Annotated in this window: 18 protein-coding genes; 3 read left to right on the top strand and 15 right to left on the bottom strand. The window is 40.5% G+C overall.

Going from position 1 to position 15,952, the window contains the following annotated elements:
* Positions 1-132: 132 nt before the first annotated feature.
* From PUN35_RS05210 to PUN35_RS05255, 10 genes are all read right to left on the bottom strand, one after another.
* Positions 133-2,550, bottom strand: a complete 2,418-nt coding sequence (locus PUN35_RS05210; RefSeq protein WP_014479859.1) for a phage/plasmid primase, P4 family — start codon at positions 2,548-2,550, stop codon at positions 133-135.
* Between the two features lie 60 nt (positions 2,551-2,610).
* Positions 2,611-3,048, bottom strand: coding sequence for a DUF669 domain-containing protein (locus PUN35_RS05215; RefSeq protein WP_014479858.1), 438 nt, complete (start codon positions 3,046-3,048; stop codon positions 2,611-2,613).
* Positions 3,049-3,068: 20 nt separating this feature from the next.
* On the bottom strand, positions 3,069-3,383 hold the full coding sequence (locus PUN35_RS05220; RefSeq protein WP_014479857.1) for a hypothetical protein: 315 nt from the start codon (positions 3,381-3,383) through the stop codon (positions 3,069-3,071).
* Positions 3,373-4,308, bottom strand: a complete 936-nt coding sequence (locus tag PUN35_RS05225; RefSeq protein WP_014479856.1) for an AAA family ATPase — start codon at positions 4,306-4,308, stop codon at positions 3,373-3,375. Before PUN35_RS05225 ends, PUN35_RS05220 begins: the two co-directional genes overlap by 11 nt.
* Before the next feature lie 3 nt (positions 4,309-4,311).
* Entirely contained in the window at positions 4,312-4,866 is a 555-nt protein-coding gene (locus tag PUN35_RS05230) for a host-nuclease inhibitor Gam family protein (RefSeq protein ID WP_014479855.1), read from the bottom strand.
* A 195-nt stretch (positions 4,867-5,061) separates the two neighbouring features.
* A complete protein-coding gene (locus PUN35_RS05235) occupies positions 5,062-5,337 on the bottom strand; it encodes a YqaH family protein (RefSeq protein WP_014479853.1) in 276 nt (91 codons plus the stop codon).
* Entirely contained in the window at positions 5,334-5,573 is a 240-nt protein-coding gene (locus PUN35_RS05240; RefSeq protein ID WP_033881116.1) for a hypothetical protein, read from the bottom strand. Before PUN35_RS05240 ends, PUN35_RS05235 begins: the two co-directional genes overlap by 4 nt.
* Positions 5,574-5,585: 12 nt before the next feature.
* Positions 5,586-5,897, bottom strand: a complete 312-nt coding sequence (locus PUN35_RS05245; RefSeq protein WP_014479851.1) for a MerR family transcriptional regulator — start codon at positions 5,895-5,897, stop codon at positions 5,586-5,588.
* A 15-nt stretch (positions 5,898-5,912) separates the two neighbouring features.
* On the bottom strand, positions 5,913-6,677 hold the full coding sequence (locus PUN35_RS05250; protein ID WP_014479850.1) for a phage regulatory protein/antirepressor Ant: 765 nt from the start codon (positions 6,675-6,677) through the stop codon (positions 5,913-5,915).
* Positions 6,678-6,791: 114 nt separating this feature from the next.
* Entirely contained in the window at positions 6,792-7,010 is a 219-nt protein-coding gene (locus PUN35_RS05255) for a helix-turn-helix transcriptional regulator (protein ID WP_033881118.1), read from the bottom strand.
* A gap of 124 nt (positions 7,011-7,134) precedes the next feature.
* Here PUN35_RS05255 and PUN35_RS05260 point away from each other — a divergent pair, with 124 nt between their 5' ends.
* The 3 genes from PUN35_RS05260 to PUN35_RS05270 are packed head-to-tail and all read left to right on the top strand — an operon-like array spanning position 7,135 to position 9,733.
* On the top strand, positions 7,135-7,521 hold the full coding sequence (locus PUN35_RS05260) for a helix-turn-helix domain-containing protein (protein ID WP_014479849.1): 387 nt from the start codon (positions 7,135-7,137) through the stop codon (positions 7,519-7,521).
* Positions 7,505-8,560: an ImmA/IrrE family metallo-endopeptidase gene (locus PUN35_RS05265; RefSeq protein ID WP_105778744.1), complete on the top strand. Its 1,056-nt coding sequence runs from the start codon at positions 7,505-7,507 to the stop codon at positions 8,558-8,560. The genes PUN35_RS05260 and PUN35_RS05265 overlap by 17 nt, the downstream gene beginning before the upstream one ends.
* A gap of 18 nt (positions 8,561-8,578) precedes the next feature.
* Positions 8,579-9,733: a site-specific integrase gene (locus PUN35_RS05270; RefSeq protein WP_033881119.1), complete on the top strand. Its 1,155-nt coding sequence runs from the start codon at positions 8,579-8,581 to the stop codon at positions 9,731-9,733.
* Positions 9,734-9,845: 112 nt separating this feature from the next.
* On the opposite strand, the gene glnA is transcribed toward PUN35_RS05270, so the two are convergent.
* The 5 genes from glnA to spoVK form a co-directional block, all read right to left on the bottom strand.
* Complete coding sequence (gene glnA, locus PUN35_RS05275) at positions 9,846-11,180, bottom strand: type I glutamate--ammonia ligase (protein WP_031600540.1); 1,335 nt, start codon at positions 11,178-11,180, stop codon at positions 9,846-9,848.
* A gap of 58 nt (positions 11,181-11,238) precedes the next feature.
* The gene (gene glnR, locus PUN35_RS05280; RefSeq protein WP_003238341.1) at positions 11,239-11,646 is read right to left on the bottom strand and encodes a transcriptional repressor GlnR; all 408 of its coding nucleotides are present in this window, start codon (positions 11,644-11,646) and stop codon (positions 11,239-11,241) included.
* Positions 11,647-11,755: 109 nt separating this feature from the next.
* Entirely contained in the window at positions 11,756-13,021 is a 1,266-nt protein-coding gene (locus PUN35_RS05285) for a methionine gamma-lyase family protein (RefSeq protein WP_014479845.1), read from the bottom strand.
* Between the two features lie 17 nt (positions 13,022-13,038).
* The gene (gene hflX / locus PUN35_RS05290) at positions 13,039-14,301 is read right to left on the bottom strand and encodes a GTPase HflX (RefSeq protein ID WP_015483254.1); all 1,263 of its coding nucleotides are present in this window, start codon (positions 14,299-14,301) and stop codon (positions 13,039-13,041) included.
* A 132-nt stretch (positions 14,302-14,433) separates the two neighbouring features.
* Positions 14,434-15,402: a stage V sporulation protein K gene (gene spoVK / locus PUN35_RS05295; RefSeq protein WP_003231746.1), complete on the bottom strand. Its 969-nt coding sequence runs from the start codon at positions 15,400-15,402 to the stop codon at positions 14,434-14,436.
* Between the last annotated feature and the right edge of the window lie 550 nt (positions 15,403-15,952).

The raw sequence follows: 15,952 nt of genomic DNA on the forward strand, positions 1-15,952 counted from the left end.
CCCTATATATATATTTATTTTTTTATTAATTAATTTTCATGTGAGGGGAACAAACAAAATCATTAACCCTTATTAACCCTAAAAATAATTAAAATCTATAGATAGAGCCTTAACCCCTTGATACTAAAGGATTTATAGCTTTTTTCTATTTATAGAAGTAACCTTTTTGGAGTCACTGTTTGCATTTGATTCATTAACCCCTTCGTTAACCCTTTCCGAAAAATTCAAGTGGCTCTGATATTTGTTTAGCCCTATACCATAAAAGAAGACTTTATTTTTCGCTCCGTTTTCCTTCTTAAACCCTCGAATTTCAATTTGTCTATAAAAAGCACGATTTTTGAGTTCAATCTCATCATTTTCATAGCACCAGTTTTTGTAATCCTTATAGAGCTCTTTTGCTTCAATTTTTGCTGAGGGATGAACAACACATCTTTCTGACATATACGGCCCTAATATATCCATATCCTCGCGGTAACCTTCCGTTGCTTTTCGGATCACTTCTGGTTCTTTAAGCCCTTCCTTCTGCCACTTCAAGCAGCCTTCGACTGCCCACCTGAGAATACCAGGCATTTCTGCAGCAAGTTTCTGCGGAAGCTTTTTGTCCACTTTCTCTTTCGGAATGGTGACAGTAAACGGGACAAGACGGATACGCCGCCAGATACCCTCGTCGCTTCCCTTTACGATTGGTTTATGGTTTGTCGTAAAGAACACTTTAAATTCTGGGGTAAACTCAAAATACTCCTGGCGTAAGAATCGCGCGGACATCTTTTCGCCCCCGGTGATCTGCTTCACCAACGATTCGGAAAGCTGCTGACCTTCTTCACTCTCAACGGCCGACACAAAGCGCGCCCCGTCGAGGCGGGCTATGTCATTGTTGATGCTGCTATCATTTTTCTTTTTTATGAATGTGTCACTGTTCGTCTGCCGGCCATAGTCGCCCAGCAGCTGCTGAACTGTATTGATAAACGTTGATTTACCGTTACGGCCATTACCAAACAGAAAGAACATGACTTGTTCCGTAGTATCCCCGGTTAATGAATAGCCAATAGCTTTCTGCATAAAATTAATAATTTCATAGTTTGGCTGACCTTGTTCATCTATAAAAATACTTTCTAAGAATGCCTTCCAGTTTGGGCAGTCGGCATCCTTTTGATAAGCTACTGATGAAATTTTAGTGAATAGAAAATCACGGTCATGTGGCAGCAGTTCACCAGTCTTTAAGTCAATCACTCCATTCTCACAATTAAACAGATATTTATGAGAGTCGAGATCTTGCTTTCTTACAGCAACCATCGGCCTGGTATCCAGGATGGTGTTCATTCGAATATTTCGACGCTCACATTTTTTAGCCCAATCGTTAAGCTGCTTTTTTCTGTAGCCGTCTTCCGTGGCTTTCGCTTCCCCGTAAATGGCCCGAAGGGTTTGGGCAGTTAATGCCTCGATCTGCCTCTTGCTGTCTTCCTCCCACATCTTCCCGTTCCAGATTAACCAGTCGAGCTCGTTACAGTATCTGATATTCTTGCCATGATAATATACAAGCCTTTCAGCGTTCCCTAGCTCAGTCAGATGAAAAACCGGTGGCGTGTCTATGATTTCCTCTGTGTCAGCAACATGTGAGGCCTGCGGCTGCGAGAAATACACTTCATACGGCTGCTCTTGCTGTTCCATCAAGTCTGATATTGTGGGACCAGTCGAGTAGATAGCTGCAGCAATAGTCATTTCTCCATATGTAGCCCCATCAGCTGAATGCTGCTGATCCCACTTTTCGCGGAACAAACCTGATTCGCGAAACATGGAATCCATTTTTGATGCGTCCTTGTCCGTCCAGAATGCCAAGTGATTACATAAAGCCATATCTGTGGAAGAGTGATCGCCATTAATCAGCTGGCCGTTAAACAGCTCCTGAATGCTTTTTCCGTTTTTACTATTGAACATTCTTTCCCAAATTTCTTTATTTGAAAGATTGCTTATATCGCTTGCTGATTGTGTTCGGGTGCTGACCGGTTTTGCTTCTTCCTTCTCTGTCAGGTACTTATCAAAGATAGTTTTGATTTCTTCTGATCGTTCCTGAACAGGTCCAACATCAAGACTGTTCCCGGTGAATGTGAAATACCGGCCATGCCTGTATACTTCCAGGCCTTTATCTATATTTTTTCTCCCTGTGCCCGGTCCGCGTAATGGGAGCTTGCCTTTCGCGATAATATGAACACCTTCGCCACTTGGAGAGTATTCAGTATAGCTGCTGATCGTCTGGATGATTTCCTGGGCGAAAGGAGATAGAACACCGTCATTTACACAGTGATCTATATCTATTCCGATGAACGGATCATCTTTAGAAAACATGAAACCGATGCCGTCATACTCCTGTTCATTGAAAAACTTCATGATAGTGGCAAAGGTGGACCATGTTCGCTTATTGCTTGATTGAGCCATGCTGCCGTCAATCTGATATGGCACTTTCGTTTTTTTGCCGTTACGCTCTTCCGAACGCCATAAAATCCACTGAGGGGCGTTTTTTAGCTCTTGCGGTATATTTTTAAAGTCGTACATGTATTAACTCCCCTTTAAAAACGAGGGAGCTATACACTCCCTCAAATGTATTTCTTGTGATCAAAATGGTACATCTTCATCGCTCACTGTTATTGAGCCGGTATCCGGGGCCGGCGCTTCTGACGGCTTAAACGCTTTGACTTCTGGATATTTTTTGCCGTTATGCTCTCTTTCTCCGACAACTAGGCGGATCGGTTTATTGAGGAAAGCATTCGCCCATTCAATATGATCCTTAAATTTCATTCCGTTCGGGAAGCCCGCGGCCTTTGATGCTTGATGAAATCTCCACATTGCATTATCTGTAACAGTGAAATTGTCATATAGAATTTTCTGCCCTTGACATGGCTGCTCAACGTCGGAACGGATCTCATAATCAACGACAAGACGCTGGTTGCCGGATGCAGCCGTTTTTCCTTCAAAGTTGATAACTGTCGCTTCATATTCGCCTGGTTTAATTGGTTCAAATGCTTCGCCTTTGCTGTGGTCTACTGTGAACATATTTAATTCCTCCAAATTTTTTATTTGCCGTTCAGTACTGCTACAAGATTTTCAGTAATTTGCTCCACTATATGTGGATTGGTGATGTCTTCATTTCTCAGATCATAAAGCACGCTGTCTATGCCACTGTTTAATCTATCAATCTCTGAAATTAACCAGGGTATGTCTTGACGGGCGTGTGCGATGTATTTTGCGTCATCTTCATTCGTTGTTTGTGCGGTCAATAATCCGCCAATTGTTCCGATATTATTTAATCCGTTGGGTGATTGCTTCCCGATTCGCCACGGCCCTTCCGTTGCCGCATCGGCACGCTGCCGGATTTCCTCAAGCTTCATTTTGATCACCTCCCGCAGCCTTTAATCTCTTAAGGGCAGCTGTCGCCAGTTTGATATTCCATTGTTCAAGCTTCTGATTTGCTTTAATCTGGAACTCCTCAATCATTTGAGCAGCCTTTTCGTTGCCCTCAATCATCATTTTGATGTGAGTAATCAAGCCGACGCGTTCTGTTTCTTCCTCCGCCTTTACGTCAATACCGAGCTCAAGCCACTGATAAAGTTTCCGGCCGACTTCTGGGTTTAGCTTGATTGAAGAGCCTTCAAACATCCGCGTATTGTCTTTTGACGTCTCAGCCATATGATCAATGCCGATAGTGAAATTGAGCATAAACTCATATTCCATTTCATCTTTTTGGACGGGCTTTGTCCCAACCTTACGCGGAGCCATTTTGCCTTTATCATCGGGCTCCACTACATACTCCGTTTTTGTTCTCAATGTCGCCAAGATGTGAACATCATTTTGCGTTAACGTCTTAATTAGCTTGGTTGTTTCCGGCGCAAGCTTGCCCCAGTTTTGAAACGAGTTACCGGACATGCTGCCATGTGTTTCAACTATTCCGCCTTCACCCTGCCAGTTGTGTGAGAGTGAATCAATTACGACAACTTCGGCTCCGGCGTTCTTAATTGTTTCGACTGCCATTTGATATCGTTCTGTCGTATATGGCGGTGTAAAATCAATATGCTTAAAGCTGCCGATGCGAATTTCATCAAACTGCAAATTAGCGTACAGTTTTGCGCGTCGATGCTCGGTATCAACGACGCCGATCTTCGACCAGATTACATCGTCGCTTGCTTCTGGGTATGCCTCACGCATCATTCCGTAAGCTACCAGCAGGGCACCGGCTGTTTTACCGGAACCACTCGGACCGATAAAGCCGACAATTGCCTTTTCTTTTTCACGCTGAGCGTTTGTGACTTGAAACATCTATCACACCTCCACTTTGAAACTGATTGTTTCTGGCTGTACTTCTACGCCGGGGACAGCTTGTCCATTTGAATCAATTACGATCGGTTTACCTTCAAGCTCAGTGACAGTCAATGTCTTCTTAAGATCGCCCCATGCCACAGACTCTTTTATAAACTCCTCCATACCGGCATCCTTCACATGCTGCAGAAGTTTTTCCTTGTCCACTTCTTTAGGCGCTGCTTTTGTGGTCCGGCTTTTAGATTTCCCATAAGGTGTGGAAAGAGTTTTTGCCTTCGGGTCTTCCTGCAGCTGCTTTGTATGATAGACACTAACCAGGTTTTCAAAGAATGAAAGACTGTCAGCTAAAGGCTTAAGCTCCTGCCTTTCCCATTCTTCAATACGTTGCTTTTCTGTGGCTGCCAGTGCTTTGATTTCCTTTTCCTGCGACTTAAGTGCAGCTATTTTCCGGAAAGCCCAATTCAGGCTGTTCATATCAGTAATTTCAAATTGTGGACGGTCTCCCGGCAGTTCGCCGTTATTAATTTCATTTAGTTCAAAATCCTGTAATGGATTCATATGAGACACCTTCCTCTATTTGATTTTGTTGAGAGATCCATTTAAAATGGAATTGTTTTTGTTTATATTAGTCCACATTGCCGTGTGGGCTTTTTTTATTGATCTTCTTCATCGACATCCTCTTCCCGATCCCGGTCATACTGGAGATACTCTTTTGGATAGCCATAATGGTTAATTTCCGTTATGATTGGATGCTCAAGATTCATATGCTGGCCTCCTTACAATTGAGACATCAAGACCTTTACTTAGAAATTGAGTTGCAATTTCATGTAGCTGAACGACTTGTTCAGGATGATGCATCCGTTTGATGTCTTTGAACATTTCAGCAGCCGATAAACAAAGATCAATACATTCATCAAAATTGTTGTTCTCTATTTCATCTGGAAGCAGTTCGTTTAATAGGAACTGTGCGGATGCCAATTTACGTTTAGCTTTGCCCTTATCTGATGCAAGAAATTGATTTAGTTTCATTCTTCAAATCCTTTCAGTTCTAAGTAGACATGACATTGTCTCACCATTTGTCTATTAGAGAAATTAGCAACCTTTAATCGGTTCTTTTTAATCATTTTTTGCTCAAATTCTGCAAAGAAAGCAGCAAGCTTAAGAGCATTTTTCATCTTAGCCTCCTTTTTAAGAATCCGTGGTACAGAGTACTTCATGAAAAATTCGTAAAGTCTTTCTTCAACATGTGCGGGTAGTTCTTTCATTTTGGTCCTCCTTTAATCTCTCGTCTTTATAGACTCAACAACTTCCATATTTTTTCGAATCCATTCTAAAACCATGTCTCGAGGAAATAATATTCTTTCCCCTACTTTAAATTTAGGAAAGTCCTCCCTGTAAATCACATGTGCGTCAAGCGTTTGAGAACTGACGTTAAAAATGTATTTCGCTAGTTGAGCTTTACTGATCATATAAGGAAGTTCATGCTCTTTTCGATTGTCCTCGATTATTGAAGCTGCCACTTCTTGAAGCAAATCATATAAATTGTTTTTAAATAAATCAGAATCAGCTTTCATTGTTAATTCAATCACCCCTACTCACCTCCTTTACGATGCACGTTCTTCTCGTTCAATTATCGGAAGTATACCTTTTTTATTTTTTAGGGTTTCATAGATAAACAACCGGCCTTTCTGAGTCCAATAAGTGTGAAGCTTGCTTTTATCAGAGTCGATTGCGTGAGTCTTACTTTGTGTGTAACCTTTATCAGCGTATTTCTGATATAGCAACCAACAGTCCCCCTGCTTAAATTGAATTCCTAACTCATGGAGAAGTTTGTTCATCTTAGTTCCACTCATTCCATAGTCTTTAGCTATCTTGCTGATTGAAAGTAAGGATTTATTTTGTAAAACCAAATCATAGTAAGATGCCTTAGGTTGTAGCTCATTTATCATTTGATTTTTCTGTGCATTTTCCAGAAGAAGATGTTCATTCTTTTCTGCAAGATCAGCAGCAAGCCGTAAAGCTTCTGGTAATGACTGAGGAATGTTGGGCTTAAGTTTGTTTTCCATTTCTTCAAATTTTGTTACATAAGCAGCTGTGAACAAAACACCTTTTTCACCTGTCATTTTGTTTGCAACCATGTCACAACCTTTTCGAGTAAGCAAATAACACTTACGACATTCTCCTTTTGCATCCATATAGGAAGATGGAATGAAAAAATTTCTCGAATCCAAATTTGGATTGGTTGATATTACTCGTATATAACCTTCAATATCTCTTGTTAAGTGGAAATGTTTCTTACCCATCATCTCCGCAACTTCACGACTATTAATAAATAGTTGATTATTGTCTTTTAAAACATTTGGCATCATTTAACACCACTCCTTTTACATTAAATTGAATAAAATATAAAATATTGAAGTTATAAGCGTCAGTTTTCCTTGCGTTATTTTAAATGACGGTTTATAATAATGACATAAGTGAGACTAAAATTGTTCTTCTGCTAAATCCGGAAAAAGGTCTTCGACACTTGTTCCAAAATAATTAGCTATTCGGAATAAAAGTTTCACATCTGGGTTGCCACGACCACTCTCAATGTTTCTGATATGGCTTTCACTAACATTCAGGGCCAAAGAAAGCTGACGTTGAGAGATTTTAAACTGACTGCGATATTTTCGAAATCGTTCTCTTCGACGTGTATCCATTAAATGATCTCCTTTCTATTTTTGTGCTTTAAACTGACAAGATCATCTTAACACGTCATTTAAAAACACGTCAACCCTAAAAACGTCATTTAAAATGAATTTTATTTATTTGGGGGTTTCTTAAATGAATCCAGAAGAAAAAAAGCGCATGGGAATGCGCATAAAACAGTGTAGAAAAGCCATTAACATTTCACAGGAAGCACTTGCTGAAAGATTAGAAATGAAAAGAACTAATATAGCCAACTATGAAGCAGGACGTGTTATTCCTCCAGGAAACGTAATATTAGAGCTATCTAAGATATTTGGAGTTACTACCGATTTTTTATTAGGAAGTTCAGATAATCCAATTGGAAAATTAGATCCGTTAGACGAAGATTTAAGACAAATACAAAGGGCAAAAACAAAATTAAAGAATAGTGCTGACCGCGATAGAATGGAACGCATGGTTGAAATGATAAAATTGTCTTTCGTGGACGCTTTCGAGGAAGATGACGATGAAGATGATATTTAGACCGAATTACGATAAAGCTGAGAGAGAAGCATATAAACTGCTTCAACTAGCTGACGTCAGAGATTTCCCTGTTAAATTTAAAAAACTAACAAAGCAATTCTCTAATTTAAAACTTAGAAAGTACTCTTGGTTTGCTAAAAAGTGGGGATATACAATTGAGGAAGTGTGTGAGCTAACTAATAGTAATGAAGGTTGTTGTTGGTATTTAAAAAATCGACAGCAATACCTCATCTTATATAACGATACCATTGAAAATTTAGGGAGAGTTCGTTGGACTATCGCTCATGAGTTAGGCCACTTCATGCTAAAACACAATGAAATAACCAACAAAGCAATATATACAAGAAATTCACTCACAGAAGAGGAATATGATGTTTTTGAAAAAGAAGCTAATTGCTTTGCAAGAAATCTATTAGCACCTCAGAGCCTAATTTATCAATTAAAACCAACCGATCCAAATACAATTTCAGATATTTTTAATGTTTCATTCGAAGCAGCAAACAACATTTTAAATTTTTTCATAAATGGAATCAATAGAGGGATAAGTTATTCTAAAGACCATTTTACGCATAACTTATTTAGAGATTTTATACATAAACACAAATACGGAAAAACTTGTTTGAATTGTTCGTGTTTTTTTATAAGTAAACAAGCTTCATACTGTAAAGTATGTGGGAGCGTTAATTTAATACAGGGGGAGAAAGAACATATGGAATACACTAAATTTATATTAGACAATAATAGTAGAGCCGTTGATTGTCCAACATGTGCAAATGAACAAGTATATGGGGATTACTGTCATGTATGCGGTACTTATTTGATTAACAAATGTACGGGTCTTTCAGTAGATGAATTTACACATCATAATTCACAAAATCGAATAATGTGGCATGAGGAAGAAGGCTGCCAAAATCTTTTGGAAGGAAATGCACGTTTTTGTGAACGCTGTGGTTCTGCCTCCACATTCTACTTAAACAAACTTTTAATAGATTGGGAACATGAATATGAAAGTAGAAAAAAAGAAGAGCTACCTTTTTAATAATGGAGATGATAAATAATGGCTACATACCGAAAGCGAGGAGACAAGTGGGAATATCGTGTGTCCTATAAGGACCCTTTTACTCTCAAATACAAAATAAAATCAAAAAGTGGTTTTAAAACAAAGAAAGAAGCTCAAAAAGCTGCTGCAGAACAAGAAAAGCAAATAGCTGCTGGATTTGAATTTGATACAGAAACCATGTCGCTTGAGCAATTTTTATTTAGTTGGCTACATGAATACAAAAAAGACACCGTTAGAAAGAATACATATGAACTCCACGAACGAAACATCAAGAATCATATTCTTCCTTACTTCAAAAACATCAAGATTACAGATATTAAACCTATTATGTATCAAAAATTCCTTAACTTTTTAACTGATCAGGGGTACAGCAAACGCACTGTGGAAATTATACACGGTACAATGTTTAACGCTTTTAGTAAAGCTGTCATCATAGGAAAATTAGCAAAAAACCCTTGTTACGGGGCCACAATATCAAATAAGAATGAAAAGAAAAAAGGTACACTCGAATACATGCTTTCTGAGGATATTCCGAAATTTCTTCAGGAAGCATATAAGTATAACTATATATATTACATTTTTTTCAGAACGCTCATAGAGACCGGTATGCGTAAAGGTGAAGCTGCTGCTCTTCAATGGACAGATATCAACTTAAGAGAGAATTACATAGACATTAAAAACACCCTAGATTTTTCTGCAAAAACAGCTGCTGAACTCTTCGGCGAAACTAAAACTTATGAATCCAAAAGAAGAATATCAATTGGCGCTTCCCTTTCTGCTGCTTTACAAAAACATAAGAAGTGGCAATTTGAGAATAAACAAATGTTACAGGATGATTATAAACATGATCTCAATTTAGTATTTTGCAGAGTTGACGGGAATTTTTTACCTAAGTCCACCCTTTTTAATGCGTTTAATCGTATTTTAAAGCGAGCTGACATAAATAAAATGCCTATCCACGCATTACGGCATACACATGCTGTTTTACTTTTAGAGTCAGGCGCTGATATGAAATACATTCAAGAACGTTTAGGTCATAAAAGCATGATGGTAACTGCCGATGTTTATTCACATATTAGTAAGAAACTTGACCAAAATCGAATAAAGGATTACGAGAAATACGTGTCCTCAATTGTGGAGTTAGATTCATAACTTCAAATTTTTTTGGTCATATTTTGGTCAAGGACCAAAAATATTGTTCTCTTAATCTTTTGACCAAAATTTAAAAATCCCCTGACACCACTAGTGCCAAGGGATTGAGAGATTAATACTGAGACATATACTGTTCGCGTTCCCAAGGGTGAACTTGCGTGCGGAACATATCCCATTCGATTTCTTTTGCTTCGATGAAGTGTTCGAATAGGTGCTCGCCCAGCGCTTTGACCATGACTTCGTTTGATTTGAATTCTTCTAGTGCTTCCGCAAGTGTTGCTGGAAGGTCAACGATTCCGTTTTCCATGCGCTCTTCTTTGCTCATCACATAGATGTTGCGGTCGATTGGAGCCGGCGCTTCCAGTTTGTTTTTGATACCGTCTAAACCTGCAGCAAGCAATACGCTAAGTGCAAGGTATGGGTTTGCAGCTGGGTCTACGCTGCGTACTTCAACACGTGTGCTGATGCCGCGAGAAGCCGGGATACGGATAAGCGGGCTTCTGTTTTGCGCGCTCCATGCTACATAGCAAGGTGCTTCATAGCCAGGAACAAGACGTTTGTAAGAGTTTACTGTCGGGTTTGTTACTGCTGTAAAGCTTGTTGCGTGCTTCACGATACCTGCAATGAAGTGTTTCGCTGTTTCACTTAACTGAAGATCTGCGTTTTCGTCAAAGAATGCGTTAACACCATTTTTGAAGAGTGATAGATTGCAGTGCATACCTGAACCGTTCACACCGAACAATGGTTTTGGCATAAATGTCGCATGCAGGCCGTGTTTGCGGGCAATTGTTTTGACAACTAGTTTAAAAGTTTGGATGTCATCACAAGAGCGGACTGCTCCAGCATATTTAAAGTCGATTTCGTGTTGACCAGGTGCTACTTCGTGGTGAGACGCTTCGATTTCAAAGCCCATCTCTTCAAGCTCAAGCACGATATCGCGGCGGCAGTTTTCTCCTAAATCAGTTGGCGCTAAGTCGAAATATCCGCCTTTGTCGTTTAGTTCAAGCGTTGGCTCGCCTTTTTCGTCCAATTTGAATAAGAAGAATTCAGGCTCAGGTCCAAGGTTAAAATCACTGAAGCCGAGGTCTTCCATTTCTTTCAGAATCCGTTTTAAGTTGTTTCGCGGGTCACCTTCGAAAGGTGTGCCATCCGGATTATAAATATCACAGATGAAACGTGCTACTTTACCTTTTTCAGCTGTCCATGGGAAGATAACAAATGTATTTAGATCTGGATACAGGTACATGTCTGACTCTTCGATACGAACGAATCCCTCAATAGAAGAACCGTCAAACATGACTTTATTATCAAGCGCTTTTCCAAGCTGGCTTACAGGAATCTCAACATTCTTGATTGTTCCAAGAATGTCAGTAAATTGAAGGCGGATATACTTCACGTTTTCTTCTTTTACTAATGTTTCGATATCTTCTCTAGTGTAATTTGCCATTTGGTAAAATTCCTCCTCTTAAAAGGTAAATGTATATAGCAAAACAGTTGCTAACGGATTAATGAAAGAAGCGGGACATGTCGCCTTGACGGAATGTATTCCCTCTTTGAAAACGGCCGGCTTGCATGAGCTCGTTTTTCAGGAGCTGTCTCAGTTCGTCATCGGACAGATCATGTTTCATTGGTTTTTTCGTCTTCTCGTTTTGTTTTTGTTCTGGCTCGGCTTCGGCTTTCGCCAGAATCTGTTTAATTCCTGCCATGTTTACACCTTGTTCTATCAGGTGCTTGATTTCTAACAGTTTATCTACATCATGAAATGAAAATAATCGTCTATTCCCTTCACTTCTGGCTGGAAATATCAGTCCATTCTCCTCATAATATCGAATTTGTCTTGCTGATAACTCAGTTAACTGCATGACAATTCCTATTGGAAATAAAGGCATTGAGCGGCGAATATTATCACTCATCTCAATTTCCTCCTTTTCTTAACTTAGTTTCATTATAGGTGATGTTATATTATGTGTCAATACGATGTAAGGATTCTTAACATCAAATTCAGAGAAGTTTTTAAAAAATTTAAATTAATTGCTTTTCCATCAATGAATCCACTGCACTGCATATGGCATTCTTCACATGCGAATAGGTCAATCCTCCCTGAACATACGCTACATACGGCGGGCGGATAGGGCCATCAGCTGATAATTCGATGCTTGCTCCTTGAATAAACGTGCCTGCTGCCATAATGACATCATCCTCGTATCCCGGCATGTAGGCTGGATAAGGCGTCACATGAGCATTGATTGGCGATGCAAATTGAATAGCCTGGCAAAAAGCAATCATCTTTTCTCTGTCTGAAAACTCAACGGATTGTATTAAGTCCGTTCTTTTCGCATCCCATTTCGGGTTTGAAGTGAAGCCGAGTTTTTCAAGGAATCTCGCTGTAAACACCGCTCCCTTTAAACTTTGAGACACAACGTGAGGCGCCAAAAAGAAGCCTTGGTACATTTCTTGGAGCGAGTAAAGAGATGCCCCCGCTTCTCTGCCGATGCCAGGTGACGTCATACGGTATGAGCAAGCTTCAATCCATTTCGCTTTTCCGACGAGGTAGCCGCCTGTTTTCGCAAGGCCGCCGCCGGGATTTTTAATGAGAGATCCCGCCATCAGATCGGCTCCAACATGGCATGGCTCAAGCTCTTCCACAAATTCTCCGTAACAGTTGTCCACAAAGACGATCAGGTTTTCATTGACTTCTTTTACAAAACGGATCATTTCTTTTATTTCACTAATTAAGAAAGAAGGGCGATTCGCATATCCTTTTGAGCGCTGAATGCCGATTACTTTTGTCTTCGGATTGATCGCAGCGGCGACTGCATCATAGTCTATCTTTCCGTCTTTCGTCAGATCAACCGCATTATAGCCGATTTGAAAATCCTTTAACGATCCAGCGTTTTCTCCACCCCTGACGCCCACAATTTCCTCTAGCGTATCATACGGCTTGCCCGTGATATAAAGGAGCTCGTCCCCCGGTCTGAGGACACCGAACAAAGCAATTGAGATCGCATGTGTGCCTGAAATGATTTGCGGCCTTACAAGCCCCGCTTCTCCGCCAAACACATCCGCATATATGCTTTCAAGCGTGTCTCTTCCGATATCATCATAGCCGTATCCAGTAGACGGCATGAAATGAGTGTCGCTTACTTTGTGTTTTCTATAGCTTTGAAGCACTCTCCACTCATTTCGCTCGCTGATTTCTTCTATTTGTTTATGAATGCCGGCAATGTCCGCTTCCACTTCCATTGCCGTTTTCTTCAATAATTCTCCGTGTGTTAATGTGTCAAACATGTCTTTATATTTCCTTCCTACATATACTTCTTTAATTCACCGATGATACTTTGCTCTTCTTGGACATAGCCGGATATGTCATACTGTTCATTTTCTTCATTAAAATAGAAGCGGTCTACCATCGTTTCCGATTTGATTCTGGAAAGGAGCTTCCCTTCACTTGCCGGCACATGTGCTTCAAAAGACGTTAACAGTTCTTGGCGCAAATAGCGCTGAATCGCTTCTTTAAAGGCTGCAGCGTCGTCCTCAAATTTCGCACTGACCATAATGTGATCCCTTCCGGCGGACGGTATAAAATCAGGCAGTTTTTGATCACGTTTATTGTAAGCCGTCAGCATCGGGATATCATCTGCTTCAAGCTCCTCAAGCAGCCGAAGCACTGTTTTTTCATGTCCCGCATAATCCTCATTTGAAGAATCAATTAAATGCAGGATCAAATCCGCTTCTTTTACTTCCTCAAGCGTTGAGCGGAATGCAGCAATCAATGTCGTCGGAAGATCCTGAATAAATCCTACTGTATCTGAAAGAAGAACACTGTAGCCGCTTGGCAGGACCATTTTTCTGGTCATCGGGTCCAGCGTGGCAAACAGGAGATCTTCTTCATAGCTGTCAGCACTCGTCAGGCGGTTGAACCATGTTGATTTCCCTGCGTTTGTATAGCCGACAAGCGCAATTTGAAGCACACCGTTTTTCTTTCTTCTTTCACGGTATCGGCTTCTATGGCGAATGACAGTGGAAAGCTGTGTGTTGATTTCATGAATGCGATTTCTGATATGGCGGCGGTCGGTTTCCAGTTTCGTTTCCCCGGGACCTCTTGCCCCAATTCCTCCGCCTTGCCGGGAGAGATTGATCCCTTGTCCCGTCAGACGCGGCAGTGCATATTGCAGCTGAGCCAGCTCAATTTGAAGTTTGCCTTCTCTCGTTCTCGCCCGCTTTGCAAAAATATCTAATATCAATTGCGTGCGGTCAATCATCTTCACTTCAATTGCTGTTGCCAATGACTTCAGCTGACTTGGCGACAGTTCATCATTAAAGATGAGGAGATCAGCTTCAAGCTCTTCCACCAGTGCCTTCAGCTCTTCTACCTTCCCTTTTCCTATATATGTAGCGGCGTCAGCCCTGTTCCGTTTTTGTGTGACGCTGGTCAGTACTTTTCCGTCTGCTGTTTTCGTCAGAGATGCTAGCTCTTCCATAGAATTTTCAAAATGCTCATCCGTGATATGCGGCAGCTGACATCCGACTAAAATGGCTTTCTCCTGAATCGTTTCTTGTTCGTTCAAATGGATGTTCCTTTCTTTTGCATATTGGGCAGTAGTATTATCATACCAAACCCTGCATGTGTATACCACAAATCGATTGCTTTGAAAAGCGGAAATACGAGCAAAAAACAGACCTCTCAAAAACTGAGAGGTCTATGCAGATCCAGATGCTTCTTCTTTAATGGAAAGATCTTGGCTTTTGATGGTCATCAAGTCGCTTTTTAAGTATTGGTCTCCCATTAAAAGCCTCATGGCTTGTGCTCTGATCGATTTTTCGATCACATTTCTGACAAAACGTCCATTGCTGAATTTAATGGGACTTGTCGTGCTTTTCACTGTCATTAAGTAATCTTTCAATTTCCATTCAGCTTCTTGACTGAGCTGGTATTCCCTTTCATCGATCATTCGTTTCGCAATCTCCATGAGCTGGGTCACAGAGTAATCCGGAAAATCAATGGAGATGGGAAATCTTGATTGGAGTCCGGGATTTAACGAGAGAAAATGATCCATTTCCCGTGAATATCCGGCGAGTATCAAAATAAACTCATGCTGTTTGTCTTCCATATGCTTTACAAGTGTGTCGATCGCTTCTTTCCCAAAGTCCTTTTCGCCGCCTCTTGCCAGCGAGTAGGCTTCGTCTATAAACAAAATGCCACCTAATGACTTTTTGATTAAATCTCTCGTCTTTTGGGCGGTATGTCCGATATACTCCCCGACCAGGTCAGCCCGCTCCGCTTCTATTAAGTGGCCTTTTGACAGGACATTCATTTCAAAGAACAGCTTGCCGATGAGCCGTGCAACCGTCGTTTTTCCCGTTCCCGGATTTCCTTTAAACATCATGTGCAGCGCTTGCTTTCCAACCTTCAAGCCTTGCTCCGCGCGTTTTTGGTTCACAAAAATCCAAGCGTATATTTCCTTGATGTTGCGTTTCATTTCCTCCATCCCAACTAATGCGCTCATTTCTTTTTCGATTTCCTTCAAAATGCCGTGCTTTGCTTCGTTTTTTTGCAATGCAGCCTGATATTCCGCTTCTGCCTCAGCATTCGTCAGCACCTGCTTTTGCCCGTTCAGAATAATGTTGATCTGTCCGTTGTTTTTATAAGTCACAGCGCGCTCCAACATCTTCACCTCTCTGTTCTCTCTATATGATATTCAAGCGGATGCCGATTGTGACAAACGCCTATCATGTGTCGAAACAATTGCTTTTTTCGGGAACAATAAGGAACCCTGCGCTTTCCCGAGAAATACTTTATTTCTTATTGTATTCACGGACATGGGGTGGACAAACCATGAGATTTTGTTTTTAATCATTTTGTCAGAGTATTATGGTGAACTTCTTTTTCATTATTTTCTCCATTCGCCAATCCTTTTTTCATCCAACGGGCTGTTTTTTGTACGAAGCGTATTATCCGCCCTAAGATACCTGAAGTGTTTTTCTTTTTTTCGATTTATAAAGTGGTGTCTTTAATGAAAGGAGCTTTTCTCATCAATTTACGTTTCAAATGCTTGATTTAATATGAACGCAAAGCTTAAAACCAGCAGGAATCAGTGCAGGTTAACCGAACTCAAAGTACATACAAACATATGGTATATGTACATATTTCATTTCAGACCGTATCTGTTGTCGCTTCATGTTGAATTGTGCGCTTTCCCGAGAAATAATTTCTGGATG

Source organism: Bacillus sp. N3378-2at (genome assembly GCF_033412715.1).
In the GTDB taxonomy this organism is placed as follows: domain Bacteria; phylum Bacillota; class Bacilli; order Bacillales; family Bacillaceae; genus Bacillus; species Bacillus subtilis.